Origin of the sequence: Acinetobacter brisouii CIP 110357 (genome assembly GCF_000488275.1) — a bacterium.
Lineage (GTDB): Bacteria > Pseudomonadota > Gammaproteobacteria > Pseudomonadales > Moraxellaceae > Acinetobacter > Acinetobacter brisouii.
Window position 1 is genome coordinate 1,123,108 of record NZ_KI530762.1, and the last position, 24,713, is coordinate 1,147,820.

The 24,713-nt window shown below is 41.0% G+C and carries 22 protein-coding genes; 14 read left to right on the forward strand and 8 right to left on the reverse strand.

Features of this window, described 5'->3' with window-relative positions:
* The first annotated feature begins 168 nt into the window (after positions 1-168).
* Complete coding sequence (locus P255_RS15455) at positions 169-333, forward strand: hypothetical protein (protein WP_004901174.1); 165 nt, start codon at positions 169-171, stop codon at positions 331-333.
* A 53-nt stretch (positions 334-386) separates the two neighbouring features.
* Here the strand turns inward: P255_RS15455 and P255_RS05250 are convergent, their stop codons facing one another.
* The 3 genes from P255_RS05250 to P255_RS05260 all read right to left on the reverse strand — a co-directional run bounded on the left by P255_RS05250 (position 387) and on the right by P255_RS05260 (position 4,176).
* On the reverse strand, positions 387-1,775 hold the full coding sequence (locus P255_RS05250) for an FAD-binding oxidoreductase (RefSeq protein ID WP_004901178.1): 1,389 nt from the start codon (positions 1,773-1,775) through the stop codon (positions 387-389).
* A 127-nt stretch (positions 1,776-1,902) separates the two neighbouring features.
* A complete protein-coding gene (locus P255_RS05255) occupies positions 1,903-3,342 on the reverse strand; it encodes a sensor domain-containing diguanylate cyclase (protein ID WP_004901179.1) in 1,440 nt (479 codons plus the stop codon).
* Between the two features lie 51 nt (positions 3,343-3,393).
* Positions 3,394-4,176, reverse strand: coding sequence for an A1S_2505 family phage non-structural protein (locus P255_RS05260; protein ID WP_004901181.1), 783 nt, complete (start codon positions 4,174-4,176; stop codon positions 3,394-3,396).
* Between the two features lie 131 nt (positions 4,177-4,307).
* On the opposite strand from P255_RS05260, the gene uvrB reads away from it, so the two are divergent.
* The 7 genes from uvrB to P255_RS05295 all read left to right on the forward strand — a co-directional run bounded on the left by uvrB (position 4,308) and on the right by P255_RS05295 (position 13,429).
* The gene (uvrB, locus tag P255_RS05265; RefSeq protein ID WP_004901184.1) at positions 4,308-6,323 is read left to right on the forward strand and encodes an excinuclease ABC subunit UvrB; all 2,016 of its coding nucleotides are present in this window, start codon (positions 4,308-4,310) and stop codon (positions 6,321-6,323) included.
* A gap of 134 nt (positions 6,324-6,457) precedes the next feature.
* Complete coding sequence (locus P255_RS05270; protein WP_044450496.1) at positions 6,458-7,000, forward strand: lipocalin family protein; 543 nt, start codon at positions 6,458-6,460, stop codon at positions 6,998-7,000.
* Between the two features lie 166 nt (positions 7,001-7,166).
* On the forward strand, positions 7,167-8,111 hold the full coding sequence (gene rarD / locus P255_RS05275; protein WP_004901189.1) for an EamA family transporter RarD: 945 nt from the start codon (positions 7,167-7,169) through the stop codon (positions 8,109-8,111).
* Positions 8,112-8,294: 183 nt separating this feature from the next.
* Positions 8,295-9,752, forward strand: coding sequence for a glyceraldehyde-3-phosphate dehydrogenase (locus P255_RS05280; protein WP_004901191.1), 1,458 nt, complete (start codon positions 8,295-8,297; stop codon positions 9,750-9,752).
* A gap of 454 nt (positions 9,753-10,206) precedes the next feature.
* The gene (gene cgtA / locus P255_RS05285) at positions 10,207-11,412 is read left to right on the forward strand and encodes an Obg family GTPase CgtA (RefSeq protein WP_004901192.1); all 1,206 of its coding nucleotides are present in this window, start codon (positions 10,207-10,209) and stop codon (positions 11,410-11,412) included.
* 17 nt (positions 11,413-11,429) lie between these two features.
* Positions 11,430-12,563, forward strand: a complete 1,134-nt coding sequence (gene proB / locus P255_RS05290; RefSeq protein ID WP_004901193.1) for a glutamate 5-kinase — start codon at positions 11,430-11,432, stop codon at positions 12,561-12,563.
* Positions 12,564-13,219: 656 nt separating this feature from the next.
* Positions 13,220-13,429 (forward strand): hypothetical protein, encoded by a 210-nt coding sequence (locus tag P255_RS05295; protein ID WP_035365036.1) that lies wholly within the window; start codon positions 13,220-13,222, stop codon positions 13,427-13,429.
* 58 nt (positions 13,430-13,487) lie between these two features.
* On the opposite strand, the gene bioB is transcribed toward P255_RS05295, so the two are convergent.
* The gene (bioB, locus tag P255_RS05300) at positions 13,488-14,483 is read right to left on the reverse strand and encodes a biotin synthase BioB (RefSeq protein ID WP_004901209.1); all 996 of its coding nucleotides are present in this window, start codon (positions 14,481-14,483) and stop codon (positions 13,488-13,490) included.
* 231 nt (positions 14,484-14,714) lie between these two features.
* Positions 14,715-15,815: a tRNA epoxyqueuosine(34) reductase QueG gene (queG, locus tag P255_RS05305; protein ID WP_004901212.1), complete on the reverse strand. Its 1,101-nt coding sequence runs from the start codon at positions 15,813-15,815 to the stop codon at positions 14,715-14,717.
* Between the two features lie 19 nt (positions 15,816-15,834).
* Here queG and P255_RS05310 point away from each other — a divergent pair, with 19 nt between their 5' ends.
* On the forward strand, positions 15,835-17,310 hold the full coding sequence (locus P255_RS05310) for a bifunctional ADP-dependent NAD(P)H-hydrate dehydratase/NAD(P)H-hydrate epimerase (protein ID WP_004901214.1): 1,476 nt from the start codon (positions 15,835-15,837) through the stop codon (positions 17,308-17,310).
* 2 nt (positions 17,311-17,312) lie between these two features.
* Here P255_RS05310 and ruvC read toward each other — a convergent pair whose 3' ends face one another.
* Complete coding sequence (gene ruvC, locus P255_RS05315; protein ID WP_004901216.1) at positions 17,313-17,858, reverse strand: crossover junction endodeoxyribonuclease RuvC; 546 nt, start codon at positions 17,856-17,858, stop codon at positions 17,313-17,315.
* 190 nt (positions 17,859-18,048) lie between these two features.
* Between ruvC and P255_RS05320 the strand changes: the two genes are divergently transcribed.
* Entirely contained in the window at positions 18,049-18,228 is a 180-nt protein-coding gene (locus P255_RS05320; RefSeq protein ID WP_004901218.1) for a hypothetical protein, read from the forward strand.
* A 264-nt stretch (positions 18,229-18,492) separates the two neighbouring features.
* Positions 18,493-19,053 carry an FxsA family protein gene (locus tag P255_RS05325; protein ID WP_004901220.1) on the forward strand — a complete coding sequence of 187 codons (561 nt, stop codon included), beginning with the start codon at positions 18,493-18,495 and terminating at the stop codon, positions 19,051-19,053.
* A gap of 47 nt (positions 19,054-19,100) precedes the next feature.
* Here P255_RS05325 and P255_RS05330 read toward each other — a convergent pair whose 3' ends face one another.
* Positions 19,101-19,280 (reverse strand): hypothetical protein, encoded by a 180-nt coding sequence (locus P255_RS05330; RefSeq protein ID WP_004901222.1) that lies wholly within the window; start codon positions 19,278-19,280, stop codon positions 19,101-19,103.
* Positions 19,281-19,471: 191 nt separating this feature from the next.
* Here P255_RS05330 and P255_RS15205 point away from each other — a divergent pair, with 191 nt between their 5' ends.
* The gene (locus P255_RS15205) at positions 19,472-19,708 is read left to right on the forward strand and encodes a hypothetical protein (protein WP_004901223.1); all 237 of its coding nucleotides are present in this window, start codon (positions 19,472-19,474) and stop codon (positions 19,706-19,708) included.
* A gap of 71 nt (positions 19,709-19,779) precedes the next feature.
* Here P255_RS15205 and metK read toward each other — a convergent pair whose 3' ends face one another.
* Positions 19,780-20,946 carry a methionine adenosyltransferase gene (gene metK / locus P255_RS05335; protein WP_004901225.1) on the reverse strand — a complete coding sequence of 389 codons (1,167 nt, stop codon included), beginning with the start codon at positions 20,944-20,946 and terminating at the stop codon, positions 19,780-19,782.
* A 390-nt stretch (positions 20,947-21,336) separates the two neighbouring features.
* Between metK and tkt the strand changes: the two genes are divergently transcribed.
* Together tkt and P255_RS05345 are read left to right on the forward strand one after the other, a co-directional pair.
* The gene (gene tkt / locus P255_RS05340) at positions 21,337-23,325 is read left to right on the forward strand and encodes a transketolase (RefSeq protein WP_004901227.1); all 1,989 of its coding nucleotides are present in this window, start codon (positions 21,337-21,339) and stop codon (positions 23,323-23,325) included.
* Positions 23,326-23,476: 151 nt separating this feature from the next.
* On the forward strand, positions 23,477-24,709 hold the full coding sequence (locus P255_RS05345) for a chloride channel protein (protein ID WP_004901230.1): 1,233 nt from the start codon (positions 23,477-23,479) through the stop codon (positions 24,707-24,709).
* Positions 24,710-24,713: the final 4 nt, after the last annotated feature.

A 24,713-nucleotide genomic window follows, 5' to 3' on the forward strand; every position in this document is an offset into this window, starting at 1 on the left:
CTATCTTAACGTAAAAAACCCAACATGTTAGATACAAATCGTTCAAAATGAGAAAAATTCATAGGAATTTTAAATTATGCAACTTACAGAGATCTATTTGATCATTCACACTCGTCAAGGTACTCGAAAAAGCTTAAAATAGACAAAATTTCGAGTTTTGTTTGTTGTATGAGTCAAGATAAACCGCAAGTCCAGTTGCCTTTTCCACTGCCAACGCAGCAGGATCAAGAAGATAGCACGACACATAACCATGTTCGTCCAAAACCAAAGCGTTATGCTGATCGGACTTGGGCTCCTCCACGTGGCACACGTCGTTCTATGGGTAAACGCTAATTTACCCTCGACATATCTAAAAAAGCACGTCATCTGACGTGCTTTTTTGCTTTTTATTTAAAAATTTTATTTGGATTTAAAATCTTGTTTGGGTCAAACAGTTGTTTGAGTTGTCGCATCATGTTCAGGGTATTTTCATCGACTGAATAATGCAAATAGTCCCGTTTAAGTAGTCCAATGCCGTGTTCTGCGGAAATACAGCCTTTAAATTCGCGTACCACACCATAGACCACTTCATCAATTCCTGTCATCACTGACTCAAGCTGATCTTCTGGTAGATGTTTTAAATCTAAAATAATATGCATATTGCTGTCGCCGATATGCCCAAAGAACAGGCTGACCAAATCTGGAAAGTGCTGATCTAAGCGTGCCTGACAGACTTCTTTAAATTCGCCTAGTTCGCCAATCGGTAAGCTGACATCGAAGCATAATGGTCGTCCCGTACTAGAAATTTCAGCAGGCACAGTTTCACGAATCAACCAGAGTTGCTGCGCTTGCGCCTGATTTTGTGCAATCACGGCATCTAAAATTTCGCCTGTTTCAAACATGTCAGCCAGCAGATTTTCCAAACTTTCAGCAGGGGCTTCAACATCAAATATCGCATAGACAGGATAGGACTGGGTTAGTGGATTGCTGCTGTTTTGCATCCATGACAAGCTGAGCTGATAGTATTCATCCCACATGACTTCAAAAGCATTTGGTGTGGTCAGGTTTTTTTGCAAACGACGCAACAGATGTACTGCTGACAAAAAATCGGGGAAAGCACATAAACAGGTACTGAGTTCACTGGGTGGTGCCGAGAGTTTCAAAACTGCTCGAGTCACAATGCCAAGTGTGCCTTCGGAACCGATAAAATTCTGCTTAAGGTCATAGCCAGCATTGTTCTTGATCATTTTATTCATCAAATTCAGCACACGCCCATCGGCAAGCACCACTTCTATGCCCAGGACATGTTCACGCATCATGCCATAACGAATCACCGATAATCCGCCAGCATTGGTGGCAATATTTCCACCAATCTGGCAAGATCCGCGCCCACCCACATCGACAGGGAAAAACAAACCTGCTTGACGTGCGGCATTTTGTACTTCTTCAAGCGTCACACCCGCCTGTACAGTCATGGTTGAAGCGTATTGGTCAATTTCTTCGATTTTATGCATTTTATCCAATGCAATCACAATTTCATCTGCATTGGCGATACCTGCACCTGCAACGCCTGTCATGCCGCCTTGAGGCACAACAGCCTGTTTGAGTTCATTACAGATTGAAAGAATTTGTGAGACTTGTTCGGTATTTTTAGGAAAGAGCACAGCATAGGGTTGAATGCGTTTGTAATTACTCCAATCGGTATAGTGACGAATATTGATGGCATCGCCCATGGCAATTTGCTGTTCAGCCAAAAATACTCGACAACGCTCAACCACTTGTAGCTGGGTGCTCATGTTCTTTCCTTTTTTATGATGATGGATGTAATACTCATAGTTTATCCCAAGCTGTGAGACGCGGTCAGATTTTCCCGATATCCTCAAGAAAAAAGCCAGTTCGGAAGAAAACTGGCTTGGTGAGGTTTTAAGCATTTGCATTTTGATTGGAATAAAAACTTTTCTTTCTTATATACATGTCTTGATCTGCTCGTCTGAGCAATGCTTCTATGCTTTCGTTGGGCGCAGTGGTTGCATGTCCGATAGAAATGCTAATCGGCTGACTAGAATAATACTGATTGTCGATATTAAACAGTTCATGAATGGTTTGTAATGTGGATAATGTTGCGACTTCATCTGCAGATGGCATTAAAATGACAAACTCATCACCACCAATACGTGAGGCTGTATAGGGCGTATTTAAAATAACCTGATTCAAGACAGCACCAACGCGCCGTAATAAACCATCTCCGACATCATGTCCCAATTCATCATTAATCTGTTTTAAGCCATTCATATCTAGATAAATACAAGACACAGGACGGGCAAAACTACGCTCTAAGCGGTTAATTTCTTCTGTATAAAATGAACGGTTATACAGCTTGGTCAGCACATCATGTTTGCCCAAATATTCCAGATAATTTTCGGCTTTTTTACGTGCAGTAATATCTGTCAGTGCAACTTGTACCAGTCCCCAGTCGTGTTCATACCCTGGAAATACGGTAAATTGCAGTAGTACATTACGAATTGTGCCATCAAGGGCATAGTTGACTGCTTCACGTTGGTGATGAATATTGCCTTTCCATAGCTCGATGAGTTGTTCACGAAACGTATTTTGCATTTCCTGCGTAAACACTTTGTGCAGGTTTTTAAACAATGTTGGCTTGTCGGGCGCTTTAAACAGCGTCAGGGTAGCTTGGTTGACATCGAGCAAAATAATGTCTTCAGTACATTGCTGAATAAAATCGGGATGAACATCCAGAAACGTCCGAAAGTCTTCGATACCCAGCTGACGTATCTGGTCAATGCGTCGTTTAATCCGACTGAAATCTTCAACCCACAAAGAAGCAGGCGAGTAAGTAAACATCGACTCTGCCAAAATACGGTTTTTGGCTTCAAGACGCTGTGCATCTTGGTAAGCAGTAATATCTTCAGTGGTAAATAGTACACGTGACAAATCATGTTCAAAGCCTGGTAAAACCGATGCACGCAGTTGAACATCCAGACGTTTACCCGAAAGGGTATAGTTGACGCCTGTGCTGGAAAATTCGGTTTCACCATTCCATAGCGCTGCCAGTTCATAAACATGTGTGTCGAGCATATCTGCTTTAAAAATTAATGCCAGATTAGCGCACAAATGCTCTTGATTCTCTGCTTCAAAAACTTCAAGCGTTTTTTGATTGACTTTGATTACTTTAATTTTTTGTGTTGACTCGACCACTCGCTGTAAGTCTTCTTGTAGAAAACTCACAATATCTTCAACACCTTGTGCACGCCACTCATCAAATTGCTGTTTGACCTCACTAAAATCTTCAAGCCACATAGGAATGGGAGCTAAATCAAAAATTGAAGAATCAAAATGTGGCATGGCTTAAATCAATCCCCAAATGCAGTTTAAAAGTCAGAAAATGTATAAAAATTAGTGATGGCGTTTAATTGGATGTTTAATTTCAATTTCAGCGTTCCAGACGCGAATAAAATCTTGTTCATTGAAATCGTAAAGTTCCATCAAGGCGAGGATTACACCACCATAGATATAACTCTCGTCGGAGTGATTCGGTAAATTAAAAATCTTGTGATTGATCTGTTTTAAAATGTCTTCAATTTCATAATTACGACTGCGTCCATACTGGTCTTCTGGATACATTTTTTGTTCCAGTACTTTGAGTGCAATTTGTTTTTGTTCTTTACTTAAGGTGGTGTGCTTGAGGGCTTCAGCATAGTCATCGGCCAAAATGACGTCTTCACTAAAAATGCTATGCAGTAATTTACTGGTCAGGTTTGGAAACAAACGGTTGGCATTTTTTTCCACATATGGACGAAAAGATTCAGGGAAAATGACATTAGAGGAAATACCCTGAAACAAAGGGGCAATCTCAGAGACCTGATAGCCCGCAATACCACAGCCGAGTGCGGTAATAAAATATTTGGTGGTCAGGTGATTTTGGGTATAGATTTTAAAATCTTCAATATAATGCGCAATTTGTGAAATCGGCATTTGCTGTAAATGTTCATTTAGTGTTGGAATGGCAAAGCTTTGACCTGACCAGCCACGTCCTACGCCTGTCATTGCACCAAAAAACAGTTGCGCGATACGGGCAGCGCCGTCATCGTGTTGACCTGCAAGGTTGCTGCCAAAAACAAAAACCGTGTCTTCAGGTAAACTTTTAATTATGCTTTCATCATGATACTGGTAAGTCATCGTCGTTGTGTTTTTTGCTATGCTCTTGTTTGTCATGTTGCAATTGATTGGCAAGTCGGTCAAGTAAAAAATACTTGAATAATCTGTGTTCAGTCCAATTTATATTTATAAATGAATAATGAGAGAAGAGTGTGAGTAGTCAGCCTTTTGATTTGGTCACCCAATATGCACCTGCGGGCGATCAGCCTCAAGCAATTGAAAAGTTGGTCACTGGGGTTCAGCAAGGGCTGAAGAATCAGCTTTTACTAGGGGTTACTGGGTCAGGAAAAACCTACACCATGGCAAATGTAATTGCCCAGTTACAACGTCCAACCATTGTCATGGCACATAACAAAACACTGGCTGCACAGTTATATGGTGAGTTTAAGGCATTTTTCCCTAACAATGCAGTTGAATATTTCGTCAGTTATTATGACTATTATCAGCCTGAAGCCTATGTTCCATCGTCAGATACTTTTATTGAAAAAGATGCAGCGATCAATGACCATATTGATCAGATGCGTCTTTCCGCAACACGTTCATTACTAGAACGTCGTGATGCGATTATTGTGGCATCGGTCTCTGCGATTTATGGTTTGGGTGACCCAAATGCCTATATGCAAATGTTACTGCATGTGGTTGAAGGCGATATCATTCATCGAGATGAAATCATCCGCCGTCTGGTTGAAATGCAATACAGTCGTAATGAACTGGAGTTTGTACGAGGCACATACCGTATTCGTGGTGAAATTATTGATATTTTCCCTGCAGAATCGGAACAGCAAGCCATACGTATCGAACTGTTTGATGACGAAGTCGACTCGATTCGCTGGTTTGACCCACTGACAGGGAAAATGCTGCGTAAAGTACCACGCGTCACTATTTATCCAAAAAGCCACTATGTGACGCCGCAAGATCATTTGCAACGTGCAATCGGTACGATCAAAACCGAACTCAAACAGCAAATCGAATTTTTTAAAACCAATGACAAATTACTTGAAGCCCAGCGGATTGAACAGCGCACACGCTATGATCTGGAAATGATGCAACAACTGGGTTATACCAACGGCATTGAAAACTATTCACGGCATTTGTCAGGGCGGCAAGCTGGCGAAGCACCGCCGACATTGTTTGATTATATTCCTGAAGATGCTTTGCTGCTGATCGATGAATCGCATGTAACTGTGCCACAAATCGGCGCGATGTATAAAGGTGACCGTTCACGTAAAGAAAACTTGGTGAATTATGGTTTTCGTTTGCCAAGCGCGCTCGATAACCGCCCGATGAAATTTGAAGAATGGGAACGGATTGTTCCTGCGACCATTTTTGTTACTGCAACACCTGCCCATTACGAACTGGAAAAATCACAGCAAGTGGTTGAACAGGTGGTGCGTCCAACAGGATTGATTGACCCTGAGATTGAGATTCGCCCTGTCCTGACTCAGGTCGATGATGTTCTGTCTGAGATCAACATTCGTAAAAAACTCAATGAACGGGTTTTGGTTACGACATTAACCAAACGCATGGCAGAAGACCTGACCTCTTATTTAAAAGAATACGGTATCAAGGTTGCGTATTTGCATTCGGATATTGATACGGTCGAACGGGTCAAGATTATTCATGAACTGCGTACAGGTGTACATGATGTGTTAGTCGGGATCAACTTGCTGCGTGAAGGTCTGGATATGCCAGAAGTATCGCTGGTTGCTATTTTGGATGCAGACAAGGAAGGTTTTTTACGTTCCGAGCGTTCATTGATTCAAACCATTGGGCGTGCTGCACGGCATTTAAAAGGTAAGGCCATTTTATATGCTGACCGCGTCACCGATTCCATGCAAAAAGCCATTGATGAAACTGATCGCCGTCGCAATAAACAAATTGAATTTAACCAAATGCACGGTATTACGCCGCGTAGTGCGATAAGACAGATTATTAAGGAAATCGATACAGGTGAAATCATTGCCGATGAACCTGCTGAGCAGCAATATCAACAACTGCAAAGCTTAAGTGCTGACGAGCAACATTTGATTGCTGATCCAAAATTGCTGACCAAGCATTTGGCAAAACTGGAAAAAGAAATGCTTAAAGCGTCCAAAGAATTACAGTTTGAGCAGGCCGCTCGTTTACGGGATGAAATTATACGGTTAAAAAATCATTTGATCATGTAATGGGTTTTACAGAATTCTTACAGTGTGGTTGCTAAATTATAGTTATGTTTTAAAAAGTAAAAATCCTTTTTGAGGATCGATGAGGATGGTCAAAAGTGAATAAAAAACTGAAAACAAAATCATGGTTCAAAAAAATGATGGTTGCAACCATACTGCTTGGCATCGGTACATCAGTGATGACACATGCACAAAAGCCGATGCCGACCATTACGCAGGTTGATTTGGCAAAATACTTGGGGGTTTGGTATGAAATTGCCAGAAAACCAATGTATTACCAAAAACAATGTGCGCGTAATGTGCAGGCGGTTTATACGCTCAATGTGAATGGCAATATCAGTGTTGAAAATAGCTGTGTCAATACTGATGGGCACTTGGAGCAGGCGCAGGGTGAGGCGTATGTGGTCAATGCACCACATAACAGCAAATTGCGTGTGAGTTTTTTGCCAGAATCACTACGTTGGTTACCTGTAGGGCGAGGGGATTACTGGATTTTAAAACTTGATGCGAATTACCATACTGTGCTTGTAGGGGAACCAAAGCGAAAATATCTCTGGATTTTGTCACGTGAACCACATTTGTCAGAGGATGTTGTACAGGAATATATCAAGTATGCACAAAGCCTTGGCTATAACACTAATGATTTGATTCGTACCCTACAAACTGAAAAAAATAATTAAAAAGCCAACAGAAAATAACCAAACCCCGATATAATCAGCTGGTGTTTTTTTGAGTAAACGGTATAAATTTTTTAAAAATCTAAGCCGTGCTCTTTCTCCCTGTTCGTTGTTCTAAAAGTATTTGGTTATTCTATGTTTTCTTGTGATATTCCACTCGGGGGTGTAGGTGGTTAAAGGCATAATTTTTTCTGTTTTAGCCTCTACAGTTTTCGGGATTTTGTATTTTTACAGCCAGTTCCTTAAAATTTTTGATGGTTCGCAAACCTTTGGCTGGAGAATGATTGCATTGTTACCATTTTTAACCCTGTTTATGTGGTTGAGTGGTGATCTTCATCTGATTCGTCAGGTATATGAACGCGTCAAACAAAAGCCGACATTTTTCTTATTGCTCCTGTTGACAGCGATGTTGGCTGCTGTGCAGCTTTGGCTGTTTCTCTGGGCGCCGATGCATGGGCGCGGCATGCAGGTGTCTTTGGGTTATTTCTTATTGCCTTTGGTGTTGGTACTGGTTGGGAGCGTTTTTTACAAAGAAAAGCTGTCATGGTTTCAAAAAATTGCTGTTTTATGTGCTCTATTGGGTGTGGCTCATGAATTTTGGCGCATAGGTAGTATTGCGTGGGAAACCTTGTTGGTCGCCTTGGGTTATTCAGCTTATTTCTTCTTACGTAAAGTCATTAAAACTGACCATCTGGGTGGTTTTTGGTGGGACAACATGCTGATGTTGCCTATCGCGATTTATTTTGTGCAAACATGGACTTTACCTTGGAATACATTTCTTGAGCAGCCCCACTTAATTGCTGCAATTATTGGTTTGGGAATCTTGAGTGCGATAGGTCTTGGAAGCTATATTTTGGCAAGCCGTTATTTACCTATGGTGTTATTTGGCTTGCTCAGTTATCTTGAGCCTGTGCTTTTAGCCATTTCTGCTGTCATTTTAGGCGAGAAGATTCAGGCAGAAGAATGGTTTACTTATATTCCAATTTGGTGTGCTGTTGGTATTTTAGTTTTGGAAGGAATGTGGCATATTTACTTGCAACAGCGTAAACGGCATGCCCTGATTACTAATATTGAAAAATTCTCTGAACGTGTTAGATATAATCGAGAAAAATAATTAAATTCAACTAATTAGATGAGTTTTATATTCATTTTTTTTGTAAATATATAATATTTTTTTATGAATATGACGATAGTATAATCTTTTTATGATAATACTATCGTTATTTTAATTTAAACTTGCTCCGTTTTCCTTTAAAATTATCCGCGATAAACACTTCTATAATTTGAGGACGTACTTGTGAGCAAAGAAACGATTGTCGCTCTACATGCAGAACATCAGGGTCGCTGGAAGAACCGCGAAGAAATCGCAGAAAAAATGATTGTTTTAATCGGTCAATTATACCGTGAAAAAAACATCGTCACTTCTGTGTATGGTCGCGCTTTAGTTAACCGTTCAGTGATTCAGATTTTAAAAGCACATCGTCGTACTCGTATTGTAGATGTTGAACTGTCTGTTGTTAATACTTTCCCGATTTTAGAAGCATTAGCAAAAATCGACAATATTGGTTCTGCTGAAGTTGACCTTGGTAAACTTGCTGTAGAATACAAAGAAAAAGGTGGTGATGTAGACGCCTTTGTTGCAAATGCTGTACAAGCAATTCAAAACCGCGCTACTGAAGTTGAACCTAAAGATGTTGTTCTTTATGGTTTTGGTCGCATCGGTCGTATCTTGGCACGCTTAATCATCGAACAAACAGGTATTGGTCGTGGTTTAAGCATAAAAGCGATCGTTGTACGTAAAACTTCAGATGGTGATTTAGCAAAACGTGCATCTTTGTTACGTCGTGATTCAATTCACGGTTCTTTTGCTGGCACAATTTCAATTGATGAAGAAAACGAAGCAATCATTGCTAACGGTAACTTCATTAAAGTAATTTATGCATCTAACCCAGCAGAAGTTGATTACACACAATACGGCATTGAAAATGCATTGTTAATTGACAATACAGGTAAATGGCGTGATGCAGAAGGTCTTGCTCAACACTTGAAATGTCCAGGTGTTGCACGTGTTGTATTGACTGCACCAAGTAAAGGCGAGATGAAAAACGTGGTGTTTGGTGTAAACCAAGCAGACATCTTGGATGAAGACAAAATCATCTCTGCTGCAAGCTGTACGACTAATGCGATCACACCGTTGTTGAAAGTATTAGATGACAAATATAAAGTTCTTAATGGTCACGTTGAAACTGTTCACTCATTTACCAATGACCAAAACTTGATTGATAACTATCATAAAGCAGATCGCCGTGGTCGTGCTGCGACACTGAACATGGTTATTACTGAAACAGGTGCGGCAAAAGCAGTTGCGAAAGCATTGCCTGCATTAAAAGGTAAATTGACTGGTAACTCAGTACGCGTTCCAACACCAAACGTATCTTTAGCAATCTTGAACTTGACGTTAGATAAAGAAATTGATCGTGATGAAGTGAACGAATATGTTCGCCAAATTTCAATCAATTCAAACCTACAAGGTCAAATTGGTTATACCAACTCGACTGAAGTGGTTTCAAGCGACTTTATCGGTTCACGCAGCGCAGGTATTTTTGATGCGCAAGCAACAATTGTTTCTGGCAATCGTTTAACTGCTTATGTATGGTATGACAACGAAGTTGGCTATAGCTGCCAAGTGTTACGTATTGCTGAACAAATGAGTGGTATTAGCTACCCTAAAGTTCCAAGTACAACTCAAGCATAATTGTTGTTACTGTAAAAAACCCAGTCTTTTGACTGGGTTTTTTATTTGAGATTCTAGGTTAGTTGTTGTTGGCTTTTAATATCTGTGTGGGATAACCGATTAACTGTTCTTAGTCTTTTGATTCAGCATAGCCTTGATCTGAAGCTGAACAATTTTTATCTTTGTCTACTGCGCGATATAAAATACCTTGCTCAATAATTTGTGATAGAGCACTAACTAATTCTCTCTGTGCCAGTTGTGTGATGCAGGAGAGGCATTTAAATCACTGTGTTTGTAAAGCTTCGGCTTTTTAATGTTCTTTTGCTGTAAATTGAGAAAAATCTTGGATTTATTCTTCAACATAAGAAAATTTAACTGGCAATAACGATAAAAACCAATTGTGTCATTTTTCTATTCGAGAAATTTATTAAAATATGGCAGAATAGACGGTTTTAGAGATTTAGAGGATTGGCCAATGCGCTTTGTTGATGAAGCAGTCATTACCGTAGATGCTGGCGACGGTGGCAATGGCGTAGCCAGTTTTCGCCGTGAAAAATTTGTCCCATTTGGTGGTCCAGATGGTGGGGATGGTGGTCGTGGTGGCAGCGTGTATATTCAGGCTGATACTGACACCAGTACCTTAGTCGATTATCGATATACCCGTAAATTCCGCGCTGAGCGTGGAAAAAATGGTTCTGGTGCAAACTGTGCTGGTCGTGGCGCGCCCGATGTGATTTTAAAAGTTCCTGTTGGAACAACCATTGTAGATACAGAATCTGGTGACATTATTGGTGACCTTGTTGAAAATGGTCAGCGTGTGCTTGTTGCACAAGGTGGTGATGGTGGTTTAGGGAATACCCATTTTAAATCATCAACCAACCGTTCCCCACGTAAATTTACCACAGGGATTAAAGGCGAATTCCGTGAAATTCGCCTAGAGTTGAAAGTTCTTGCTGATGTTGGCTTGTTAGGTATGCCAAATGCAGGAAAATCAACTTTTATTCGTGCAGTATCTGCAGCAAAACCAAAAGTTGCTGATTATCCATTTACCACGATGGTACCAAACTTGGGTGTGGTTGATGCTGACCGCCATCGCTCATTTGTTATGGCGGATATTCCAGGGTTGATTGAAGGTGCGGCAGAAGGTGCAGGTTTGGGGATTCGCTTCCTGAAACACTTGGCACGTACGCGTATCCTGTTGCATATTGTTGATGTACAACCGATTGATGGCTCAGATCCTGCGCATAATGCCAAAGCGATTATGGCTGAGCTGAAAAAGTTCTCTCCAACTTTGGCTAAATTGCCAGTCGTTCTTGTATTGAACAAACTTGATCAGATCGATGAAGAAAACCGTGAAGAATGGTGTCAGCATATTTTGACTGAACTGGACTGGCACGGCCCTGTATTTAGAACATCTGGGTTGCTTGAAGAAGGTACCAAAGAAGTTGTGTACTATTTGATGGATCAGATTGAACAACAGCGTGAGCGTGAAGTTGAAGATCCTGAGTATGCAGCAGAAATGAAAGCCTTCCGTGATCAGCTTGAAGCTGAAACACGCGAGCAAACATTGGCTGCTAAAGAAGCATATCGTGCGATGCGTAGAGCACAACGTCAAGGTGATGATGACTTTGATGATGACGATGAAGATGATGGTGACGTGGAAGTAATATACGTACGTTAAGTACGACTGAGGACATAATGATTGAAGTGGTGAATGGGCAACGTCAGCTAAACGGCTGTAAACGTATCGTTGTGAAAATCGGCTCTTCTTTACTTACAGCAAATGGTCAGGGCTTAGACCTCGATGCAATTTCTCATTGGGCAAGTCAAATTGCCGATTTGCATTGTTCTGGGCATGAAATCATTCTGGTTTCATCTGGTGCTGTAGCAGAAGGCATGGTACGTATGAAACTTGCCGCACGACCCACAGATTTGCCAAGTCTACAGGCCTGTGCTGCCATTGGGCAGATGGGGCTGATCCAGACTTGGTCAAGTGTTCTCGAAAAACACCACATTCAGACGGCACAAGTGTTATTAACTCACGATGATCTGGCAGATCGCCGTCGCTATTTAAACTCATGTGATGCACTGCAACACTTGATCGAATGGCGCGTGATTCCAGTCATTAATGAAAATGACACGGTATCTACCGATGAAATCCGTTTTGGTGATAACGATACTTTGGCGGCTATGGTTGCAGGTCAGGTGCATGCTGATTTGTTGATTATCTTGACAGATCAGCAAGGCATGTTCGATGCCGATCCTCGTTCCAATCCAAATGCCAAATTGTTGTCGAGCGTCCGTGCCTTAGATGAAACATTGTTTGAAATGGCTGGTGGTGGTGGTTTGCTTGGACGTGGTGGTATGGTCACCAAAGTCCGTGCGGCACGTTTAGCAGCCAAGTCAGGTTGCCCAACGCTGATTGCGAGTGGTGACAGTGATCTGGTCTTGTCTCGTTTAATGTCTGGTGAAATGCTTGGAACATTGTTTGTAACAGACAATGACCGCATGACAGCTCATCAACAATGGCTTGCTGCACATCTGCAAACCGCGGGTCGTTTGGTGATTGATGATGGCGCGGTAGAAGCGATTAAGAAAAAACATCGTAGCTTGTTGCCTGTAGGTGTTAAAGCTGTCGAAGGGCATTTTGATCGTGGTGATGTGGTTGAATGTGTCGATACGAATGGACAGCGCGTTGCCGTAGGTCGCGTGAATTTCAGTTCTCGTTCTGCAGATATTGTCAAAGGGCTAGCATCGGATAAGGTTTTTCAAGTTCTGGGTGAAGCACGTTCTTTGGAAATGATTCATCGCAATCACATGGCAATCTATTAATTGTGCGAATGTAAAAAAGCTCACTTTGGTGGGCTTTTTTTATGAAAGAAATAAAAATAATAAAATTTTAGGAAGAGTGTGATTATATTGTTATGTGTAATAATTTATTAATAAAAATAATTTATGTGCATTCTGTTGTTATTTTCATGGTTAATGATTTGATTTCTTGGCATTTTTATAAAGACAAATAATATTGTGATGGTATTTATTAATACAAAGCAAACAAGCATATTTTTTTGTTACAAATATATTGAAAAGTATTGTTTTGATGATTGGTCTTGGTTTTAATTTTTATATTAAATCATTTTATATCAATAACTTGTTTTTAATAACTGGTTTTGAAACAGAGTTGTTATAGGTACTAAAATATAAAATTTAACATGTGTTATCTTCAGTTTATTATTAAGTTGTATTGTTTTTATAAAAAACCCATGCTACTTTTATGTCTATCGAGATTTTATTGAAAATATATTTAAAATTAAGATATTAATACAATTTAACATATATATAAAATACATTTTAAGATTATACCAGTTTTCCAACGCCATCTTTACCGATGGTGTTTTTTTATGTGTGATATTTAAAAAATGAGATTGATTTCTTGCGGGAATCATCCGATAAAATACAGCCGTAGTATCGTTGGGTAAAAGAGAAAAATGATGAAAGATTTTCAGGCAGATACATATATTGTCGATGAAAATATTGCAGACACGATGTCGTGGTTATTACAGCATCAGGATTGTTTTGATGAATTACATTTTGATGTACAACAGCAAGAACTGACTGTGACGCATGTCGCAGGTGTTGATCAGATTCGTGTAGGCATGTATTTAACTGCCAAATATGGCATTTTAGTGACTTCCTGAGAAGTGAAAAAAAGGTGATTTATATGTATAAATCACCTTTTTTAATTAGTTTTGGATTTTAAGCTGATTCAGCCATTGCATCGACTGAAAGTTCAGCCGCAGTAAGTTTTGGTTTTTCCGCAACTAAACCTAGTTTACTGAACAAGACCTTGTCACGACCTTCGCCTGCATTTGGTGTGGTCAGTAGTTTGTCACCAGAGAACAGTGAGTTTGCACCTGCCATAAATGCCATTGCTTGGTCAGTGTCAGACAGTGATTCACGACCTGCTGATAGACGAATGTAACTTTTTGGCATGATAATGCGTGCAACTGCAATGGTACGAATCCATTCAGTCACTTCAAGTTTTTCCACTTCTTCAAGTGGTGTGCCTTCAATTGGGACAAGCATGTTGATTGGCACAGATTCAGGGTGAATTGGCAGGGTTGCTAATTCATGCAGCAAACCAATACGGTCTTGTTTTTGTTCGCCTAGACCAACGATACCACCACTACATACTTTTAAACCTGCATTACGTACGTGGTCTAAGGTGTTGAGACGGTCATCAAAGGTACGTGTACTGATGATGTTGCTATAATATTCGCGAGATGTGTCTAGGTTGTGGTTATAGTAGTCTAAACCTGCATCTCTTAAGCGTTCAGCTTGTGACTGGTTGAGCATACCTAAAGTCATACATGTTTCCATGCCAAGCGCTTTAACTTCTTTAACCATTTCTAACACATAAGGCATGTCACGTTCATGCGGGTTACGCCATGCTGCGCCCATACAAAAACGTGAAGAACCTGATTCTTTAGCTTCTTTGGCTTCAGCAATCACTTTATCAACAGCAATACGTTTTTCGGCTTCTAATTTAGAATCATAATGTGCAGACTGAGAGCAGTATTTACAGTCTTCAGGGCATTTCCCTGTTTTTATTGAAAGTAAAGTGCTGACTTGAATAGTATTGGCAGAAAAATTCTCGCGGTGAACACGCTGAGCTTCAAACACCAAGTCTAGAAAAGGTTGTTCATATAGCTTTTGGATTTCTTCACGAGTCCAATCGTTTCTCACGTGCATAATCGCCCTGTTGTGCATCAAGTTAATAGCATGATATTAACTCGTTCATATAAAAACAACAGGGCAAAACTTTCCAAAATTTGTTAAAAAATTTGATTGCTTATCTTTTGTGAATTTAAAGCCATTGATTGCAAGATCATTGCAAAAACCTCGAATTTACCTGTTGGATTTTTTATTTTGATGAAAAATGATTCAATCTGAAATGAAGAAGTTTATCCATCTTATATTTTGTTATTTAAGAAAATGCGTTGAAGTGGCTTTTTTAAGCTGTTGCTGAATTGCCCAGTCGATATGTACATTGACAATTTCATCATGCAGGGTTTTACCTTGTTCTAGGACTTTAATAATTTCAGAATGATAAGGTGCATTACCTAAACCAATCGCCACATTGCGTTTAAAACTTTGGAATCCTGTCCGCCGAATAGGGCTGCCTTCTGTACATTGTAAAAATGTGGTTTCATCCCATGCCCAAAGGTCAAGTAAGGATGCCTGATCAAGCCCATGCCGTGGGTGAAAGTCCTCAATTGGAGTGATTTTGGCAAAACTGTTCCACGGGCAAATGAGTTGGCAGTCATCGCAACCAAAAATACGATTGCCAATGCCTTCACGAAATTCTTCAGGAATAATCCCTTTATACTCAATGGTTAAATAAGCGATACAACGGCGCGCATCAAGCATATATGGCTCAACAATCGCTTGCGTTGGGCAAATGTCGATGCAGGCTGAACATGAACCGCAATGCGCCGTTGTTGGTGGGTCGGCAGGTAAGTCGAGCGATGTAAATAATTCACCCAACACAAAAAAAGACCCTGATTTTTTTTGAATGAGGAGTGTATGTTTTCCTGTCCAGCCCATACCTGCACTTTCATGAATAGCTTTTTCAAAAATAGGGGCCGAGTCGGCAAAAGGTCGGGCTTCAAAGTCACCGACACGATCACGGATTTTTTGTGTCAAGGTTTTGAGTCGCCCACGCATGACTTTATGATAGTCGCGTCCACGTGCATAGCGAGCAATAATTGCACTGTTAGGAGCGAATGGTACATAGCGAGGTTTTGGGGTTTCAACCAAATAATTCATGCGTACACAAATAATGCTTTGCGTACCAGGTACCAATAAGGTCGGGTCGGCGCGTTTATCTAAATTGTCGTTTAAATAGTGCATATCCCCATGATAACCACGCTCCAGATACTCTAAAAACCGTGGCATTTCTTTGTCTTGGCGAGTGGGTTTAGCAATCACACAGTCAGCAAAGCCAAGTGCTAAAGCTTCAGCTTTAATCCATGCTTTTAATTCTTGTGGATCAAATTGTTGAAGTGGTATGGTGGATGACATAACAACAAGGGGAATAAACATGCAGCAGCAAGTGTACCATAGCCGTGAAATTCAAGCATGGGAGCAACGTTGGTTTGCTCAGAATAATAGCGCATTGGGCTTGATGGAACAGGTTGCATGGCAGAGTCATTTGCACTTGCTGGGGTATTTTGCACAGCAGTCCAAGATGATAAAACGTATCGCAGTCTGGTGCGGTACAGGCAATAATGCAGGAGATGGTTATTTTATTGCCGCTTACTTGGCGGAGCAGGGATATCAGGTCGATATTTATGCGGCTGAACGTGGAGACTCTCCAGCATTGCAACAGGCATTTTTGTATGCACAAGATAAAGTTGAAAACTTATATACACATTTTAATGTCGCAGATCATTATGATGCACATATCGATGCTTTGTTTGGTATTGGATTAAATCGTGAGCTGAATCAGGACTGGCAGCAGGTTATTCAGCGGTTTAATCATCATGCCGGGCTAAAAGTCAGTGTAGATATTCCGAGTGGTTTGCATGCCAATACAGGGCAGCCTTTACCTTGTGCCATTAAAGCCGATCTGACCTTGACGGCTTTAGGTTATAAAATTGGATTGTTTACGGGGCAGGGCAAAGAATTTTCAGGGCAGGTAGAATTACTCTCCCTGATTCCACCCGATTCACAGTTAAATGCTTTAGCGCAGTTATCACCAACAATCATTGATTTACCTCCGCGACAGGCTTTTGGGCATAAAGGCAGTTATGGGCATGCTTTAGTGATTGGCGGGCATGCAGATATGGGCGGCGCAGTCATTATGGCAGCTGAAGCTGCTTTTGCAGTAGGTGCAGGCAAGGTCACTGTGGTTTGTCATCACCGACATCATTCAGCCATACTGGCACGTACTCCAAATGTAATGGTGCGAGATATTGAAGCTTTTGCTGCTGAGAAAATTAATGAAATTTTACAAGCAGTTGATGCCGTTTGTTTTGGTATGGGGCTTGGGCGAGATGATTGGTCAAGGCAGATATTTCAGGCATGGTTTAAACCTTTGCGACAACATACGCATTTAGAAGTGGTTTTGGATGCAGATGCTTTATGGTTCTTGGCCGAACAGCCGATGCAACTGTCTGAACAGATGTATCTGACCCCACATTCTGGTGAGGCTGCGCGTTTGTTGGGTTGTAGCAGTGCAGAGGTCGAACAAGATCGGGTGGCTGCAATTCAAGCATTGGCTGCCAAATTTTCAGGGCAATGGTTACTCAAAGGTTCAGGAAGTTTGGTGTTGGAAAAACAGCAGCTTTGGGTGTGTACTGCGGGCAATGCAGGTATGGGTACAGGCGGGATGGGTGATACGTTAGCAGGCATGATAGCAGGGTTAAAAGCACAGTTGCATGAGCAGGTTGCTTTACATCAAGTGGTGACTTTGCATGCGCAGGCGGGAGATCTACTTGCAAAACAGGGCATGCGAGGGATTCAGGCATCTCACATGCCACAAGCCGTATATCAAGTTGTTAATGCTGCCCAATAGGCTTAACGGCGGCGAGAGCTATAACGACTACGTCCACGAGCCATACCGCCTAAAGCATTCAGTACTGCAAGTTTGCTCATGCTACCTGAAGCATGGGCATGGCAAATCGCTGCGGCAAGTGCATCGGCAGCATCCGCTTGAGGTTTGATTTCGAGTTTTAAAAGCTTCATGACCATCATTTGCACTTGTTCTTTGTCCGCAGCGCCATAACCAACCACAGACTGTTTGATTTGGCGGGCAGTATATTCTGCGACTTGCAAATCAAGATTGACGAGAGCAGCGATCGCTGCGCCACGTGCTTGTCCAAGTTTGAGTGCCGAGTCAGGGTTTTGTGCCATAAACACTTGTTCAACAGCAGCTTCGGTTGGGCCATGAAATTTTACAATACGTTCAACCCCTGCAAAAATTCTTTTTAGGCGTTCGGGCATTTCTTGAGTTTCTGTGCGAATCGTCCCTGCATCGACAAATTTTAGCTGACTACCCTGATGCTCGATAATTCCATAACCAGTCAGGCGAGAACCAGGGTCGATACCAATAATTAATGACATTCTATTCACTGTGTTATACAAACATTTTTTATTATAGGGTTTCAGGATTATTTATGCAGTTGAATCTGTTGAAAACCGTAGTAATTTGTAGTTCTATGATATTCAGGATTTAGATAAGTAACAAAATAATACTGATTATTATGAGTAAATGTTACATCATATAAAAATGAAATATCAAAAGGTTTGGGAAATGAAACAAATACTTTTAGGTTTAGGCGTGCTATTCACTTTGTCTTTATCTGCCTGCGCTGTATATACACCAGCGGGAAGTGTTGTGGTTGATCCTGGTCATGCTTCCTATGGCGGTTATGATGACGGAGATAGAGGTGGTTTCTGTCCTCCAGGACAAGCGAAAAAAGGTCGTTGCTAGATTAAGAGACAAGCTTTTACTTGAATTCCCCCAAATGGGTGGATAAGTATTAGAACAAGAATAGAGAGCAATTCATGACTTTTGACTGGATTGCTCTTTATTCTTGTGCAAATTTTAAAAGACCATATTTTGTATGCTTTTGGGCAAAAATAAATAATTCTAAATCGATAGGGCTTTAAAAATAAAAGAATGCCCATATTGTTAAAGGATAGCTTGAAAAAAGCAGTATATCTGATTTATTTTGAAAGGATTAACTTAAATTTCATGAACTTAATACTAGCTGTGCTAATTGGTGCAATACTTGAAATTGCGGTATGGATTGGTGTGGCACATTTCATTAGTGGATGGTATGTGTTTTTCTGGTTCATCATTGCATTTGTCATAGGTTTTAAGTTGTTGCGCTCAAGTGCAGCTACCATTATGCCGCAATTACAGCAATTACAAATGACAGGGCAGCTTGCGACAGACCCTGTTGTGACACGTAAAATTGCCGTTGCGGTTGCAGGCATCTTGTTGATGATTCCTGGATTAATCACTGATGTGATTGCTGTTTTGGTATTATTACCTCCTGTGCAAAAACTGTTGGTCAATGCTCTAATGTCAGCAATGGCAAAACGTCAACAAGCCATGATGAACAAGATGATGGGAGGAATGATGGGTGGTGAACAGAACGCTCAAAATCCTTTTGCAGATTTAATGCGTCAAATGCAAGGCATGCAAAATCACCAAGGTGGTCAGTATGATTCAAGTGTTATTGATGGTGAAGCGCGTGAAGTGAGCCCAGATCGTCAAAAAATTGAAATGAAAGATGTAAAGAAAAACTAAAATATTGTGTGATTGAGCAAAAAACCGAATCTTGAGGATTCGGTTTTTTATTGTTCAGATTTTGTCTCTGATTCAGTCGTTTGAGTCTTGTTTGGGGTAGCAGGTGCTTGATCAGTTGCCGTATAGCGATGCGGTTGCAGGGTGGTTTGTTGATTTTCCGAATTTTGATATTTACGCTGGCGATTGGCGCGTTCACGAAAGCCGCCTTTGAGAATAAGTTTTTCCATAAGCTAGAGTTGTTTGGATTGCGATAAAGACACTATTTTAAACTGAGAATACATCGAACTCTATAGATAATAGCTTTGAATAATTTACGCGAATAAATTCATAAAAATACCTTGAAGCAAGTTTATTCTGTGACTATGATCAAAAAATGGCTTGAACATAATCGCTTCATCTGAATTAAAGGGGGGAGGTAATGTATCAATATCGCTGTGCCTGTTGTAATCAGGTTGTTCGCGCAACGGATAACACCTGTCCAAATTGTGGCTCTCACAATATTCGCAGCCCTTTTGGCTTCTGGTTCTTTTGTTGTGTTGCTGGAGTGGTGATTGCGCTGGGAGTTACACTAGGCAAACTTTATTTTAATAGTCATCCCGTTGAGCCTGAGTCAAAGACGATTACAGATTTGTTAAATTCAGAGAAAAAACAATAAATTAAAGCGGGCATAAAAATAGCCCGCCGAGAGCGAGCTATTTTTGAGCTGAACTGTATTTACATTTACGCTTACAGACCAGCAGCTTGACGAAGTGCTTCAGCCTTGTCAGTTTTTTCCCATGTAAATGCAGTATCAGAGCCTTGGCGACCAAAGTGACCATATGCTGCTGTTTGCTTGTACATTGGCTGGATCAAGTTCAACATGCGAGTAATACCGTATGGACGTAAATCGAAGTGTTCACGAACCAAAGCAATAATTACTTCGTCATCTACTTTTGCAGTATTAAATGTGTTGATTGAGATCGAAGTTGGTTCTGCAACACCAATCGCATAACTCACTTGAATTTCACATTTGTCAGCCAAACCTGCCGCAACAATATTTTTTGCAACATAACGACCTGCATATGCAGCAGAACGGTCAACTTTAGATGGATCTTTACCAGAGAAAGCACCGCCACCATGACGTGCCATACCGCCGTAGGTATCGACAATAATCTTACGACCTGTCAAACCACAGTCACCTACAGGGCCACCAATCACAAACATACCTGTTGGGTTGATGTGGAATTTGGTGCCTGCATGGAACATTTCAGCAGGAATGATTTTTTTCACGATTTCTTCAATGACAGCTTCTTTTAAGTTCGCTTGTGAAATCTCAGGATCGTGTTGAGTTGAAAGAACCACTGCATCAAGGCGAACAGGTTTGCCATTTTCATAAGCAAATGTTACTTGGCTTTTCGCATCTGGGCGTAACCAAGGTAAGACACCTGAGCGGCGTAATTCTGCTTGGCGTTCCATTAAACGGTGAGCATATGAAATAGGCGCTGGCATTAACACGTCAGTTTCACGGCTTGCATAACCGAACATTAAGCCTTGGTCGCCTGCACCTTGATCTTCAGGTTTTTGGCGGTCAACACCTTGTGCAATTTCAGGAGACTGCTTACCAATCATGTTAATAACAGCACATGTTGAGCCATCAAAACCAAGATCTGAATGATGGTAACCGATACCATTCACTGTTTTACGCACAATCGCTTCAACATCGACATTGGCAGTGGTTGTGATTTCACCCGCAAGTACAACCGCACCCGTTTTTACTAATGTTTCACAAGCCACCCGTGCATATGGGTCTTCTCTTAAAATTGCATCCAAAATAGCATCACTGATTTGATCGGCCATTTTATCTGGATGACCTTCGCTTACAGATTCCGAAGTAAAAACAGCGTACTCGCGCATGAAAGTCCTATCACAGTAAATTTAAAGACGCAATATGTTACCTCGACTAGCACGATACGACTAGAGAAACCTGAATAAATTGAATAAATTTCTTGCAAAAGAGGTTTCTTTTTACTGATATTCAGCATTCGCAAAACTGATAAGTTATTTGAAATATTTAAGAAATTGTGATTCTAGAATAAAAACAGATTGTTATAGTTGCTAAGTGAATAAGCTGGATTTTTGGCAGATTGTATGTAATCTGAGTGAATTGCTAAAGAATTTCATGGGATTTGTTGAATTCATCAGCAATAGGCTTTACCCACCTCCATTTTTTTAAGACAATAGTCGGGTCTTGAATATTTAATTCACTTATTTCTCTTTAAACATTCAATTTTTGGATTCTGACCTATGACAACCCCTTTAAACGAACGTCGTATTGCAAATGCAATTCGTGTACTTGCGATGGATGCAGTGCAACAAGCTAATTCAGGGCATCCTGGTGCGCCAATGGGGATGGCAGATATCGCCGATGTGGTTTGGCGTGAATTTTTACAACATAACCCGACCAACCCACAATGGGCAAACCGTGACCGCTTTGTATTGTCAAATGGTCATGGCTCTATGTTGCATTATGCTTTGCTTCATTTAACAGGCTATGACCTTTCAATTGAAGATTTGAAACAATTTCGTCAGTTACATTCTAAAACTCCAGGTCATCCAGAATATGGTTATGCGCCAGGCGTTGAAACGACCACAGGTCCTTTAGGTCAAGGGATTGCAAATGCGGTTGGTTTTGCCTTAGCTGAAAAAACCTTGGCTGCTCAATTTAACAAAGATGATTTAACCGTTGTTGATCACTTCACTTACTGTTTCTTGGGTGATGGCTGCTTAATGGAAGGTATTTCACACGAAGTATGTTCTTTGGCAGGTACACTGCAACTTGGTAAATTGATTGCGTATTACGATGACAACGGCATTTCAATTGATGGTGAAGTGGAAGGCTGGTTTAGTGATGACACAGAACAGCGTTTCAAAGCGTATGGCTGGCAAGTTCTACGTGTAGATGGTCATGATGCTGCTGCAATCCGTCAGGCAACTGTTGAAGCGAAAGCTGAAACCAATAAACCAACGCTGATTATCTGTAAAACTATTATTGGTTTAGGTTCACCAAATAAACAAGGCAAAGAAGATTGCCACGGTGCTCCGCTCGGTAATGATGAAATTGCATTAACTCGTCAAGCTTTAGGCTGGACTGAAGCTGCGTTTGAAATTCCTGCTGATATTTATGCAGCATGGGATGCTAAAGCGAAGGGTGCTCAAGCAGAAGCGGCTTGGAATACTGTATTTGCAGCATACCAAGCAAAATACCCAACTGAAGCAGCAGAATTACTTCGTCGTATTGAAGGTGATTTGCCTGCTGAATTTGTAGCTCAAGCGGATGCCTTCATTGCTCAAACCAATGAAAAAGCAGAAACCATTGCAACACGTAAAGCAAGCCAAAATACTTTACAAGCCTTTGGCCCATTATTACCTGAGCTTCTAGGTGGTTCTGCGGACTTGGCAGGTTCTAACCTGACACTTTGGAAAGGTTGCCAAGGCGTGCAAGACAATGCTGCGGGTAACTACGTGCATTATGGTGTACGCGAGTTCGGTATGACTGCAATTGCCAATGGTGTTGCATTGCATGGCGGTTTCATTCCTTACGTAGCGACATTCCTGATGTTTATGGAATATGCACGTAATGCTGTGCGTATGTCTGCACTCATGAAGCAACGTGTAATTCATGTGTATACACATGACTCTATTGGTCTTGGTGAAGATGGCCCAACACACCAGCCAATCGAACAAATTGCTTCTTTACGTGGTACACCAAACCTAAATACATGGCGTCCTGCAGATACGATTGAAACTGCGATTGCTTGGAAATCTGCTTTGGTTCGTAAAGATGGCCCAACAGCGTTGATCCTTTCTCGTCAAAACTTGCCATTCCAAAGCCGTACTGCTGAGCAAATTGCAAATGCAGCGAAAGGTGGTTACGTTCTTGCTCAAGAAAAAGGTGAGTTAAAAGCAATCATCATTGCAACAGGTTCAGAAGTTGCTTTGGCAATGGAGGCTTATGCACAACTTGAAGGTGTGCGTGTGGTGTCTATGCCATGTGCTGAAGAATTCATGAAGCAAGATGCTGCTTATCGTGAAGCTGTACTTCCTGCTGCCGTGCGCGCACGTGTTGCGGTTGAAGCTGCACATGTCGACTACTGGTGGAAGTTTGTTGGTTTAGACGGCAAAGTGATTGGTATGACGACTTATGGCGAGTCTGCACCTGCTAAAGATTTGTTTAAATTCTTCGGAATTACAACCGATGCTGTTGTGGCTGCTGTGAATGAATTGACTGCATAATCTATCGTATATCTGAAAGAAGCCCTGAATCATTCAGGGCTTTTTTTGTTTGGTTAAAAACGCCAACTCAAATCAAAACAACTCATGCTAAAATAGCTGCCCCATACTCAACTCGCCTTGGTAAATCGCTGTTTTGCAGCATGTGACCACAATGAAAATTTTCCCTTCTTCTGAATATAAGCAAATTATTCGATATTCACTGTATTGGTTGGTTGCATCGACAGTAATCGGGCTAATTTCGGGTTTGGCATCTACGCTCATTTTTACCTGTTTTGATTTGGCAACCCAAGTTCGGACAGCGTATCCTTGGTTAATTTTTTTCTTACCTTTTGTCGGTTTGGGAATTGGTTTTTTATTTTATCGCTATGGCACGCCCATTGAACGGGGTACGCATTTACTGATTGATGAAATTCATGAGCCTCGCTCTTTTATTCCCAAACGTATGAGCCCACTGATTTTCTTTACTGCGATTTTAACCCAGTTTTTTGGTGGTTCTGCAGGGCGGGAAGCACCTGCGGTTCAGCTTTCAGGAGCATTGACTGATCATATTGCCCAATTGCTTAGAGTATCTAAAGATAACCGCAAGATTTTTCTGATTTCCAGTATTGGTTCTGGGTTTTCGGCCATTTTTGGTTTGCCATTGGCAGGTGCGATTTATGGTCTGGAGATTACGGCATTAGGCAGTTTGCGTTATTCTGCGGTATTTCCTTGTTTTGTTTCTTCTATTGTTGCGGCAAGTGTACCTGAGTTTTTTCACATCTTGCATCCGCATCGTTTTTATAAAATTGCCAGCTTTCCTGAGTTTAATTTATCTGTCATTTTAAGCTTAATTGTTGCAGGTTTGATCTTTGGCTTGGTGACACGTTTCTTTATCGTAGCGATTCATACCGTCGGTGATTTATTTGCCAAGTATGTCACTTTTATGCCATTTCGTCCGATGCTTGGCGGTATCATCATTATGTTGCTGACTTTGTTGGCAGGTCATCAGCATTATAATGGGTTAGGTATTCCAACAATTATTGCATCATTTCAAATGCCATTGCCGATGACTGATTTTATTAACAAAACAGTCTTTACTGCGATTACTTTGGGTTCAGGTTTTAAAGGTGGAGAAATTACGCCATTATTTTTTGTGGGAACAACATTGGGTAATGGTTTGAGTCAATTTTTACCTTTGCCACTGTCTTTGTTGGCAGGCTTGGGCTTGGTGAGTTTGTTCTCTGGTGCGAGTAAAGCGCCGTTGACCTCGATTGTCTTGGCGATAGAATTATTTGGAACCTCTATCTCTATTTATGCGGTCATTACCTGTTTATTAGCTTATTTGTTTTCAGGGAATTGTGGTTTATATCGTATTCATAAACCTGATTATTCTGAATATAAATAGAGCT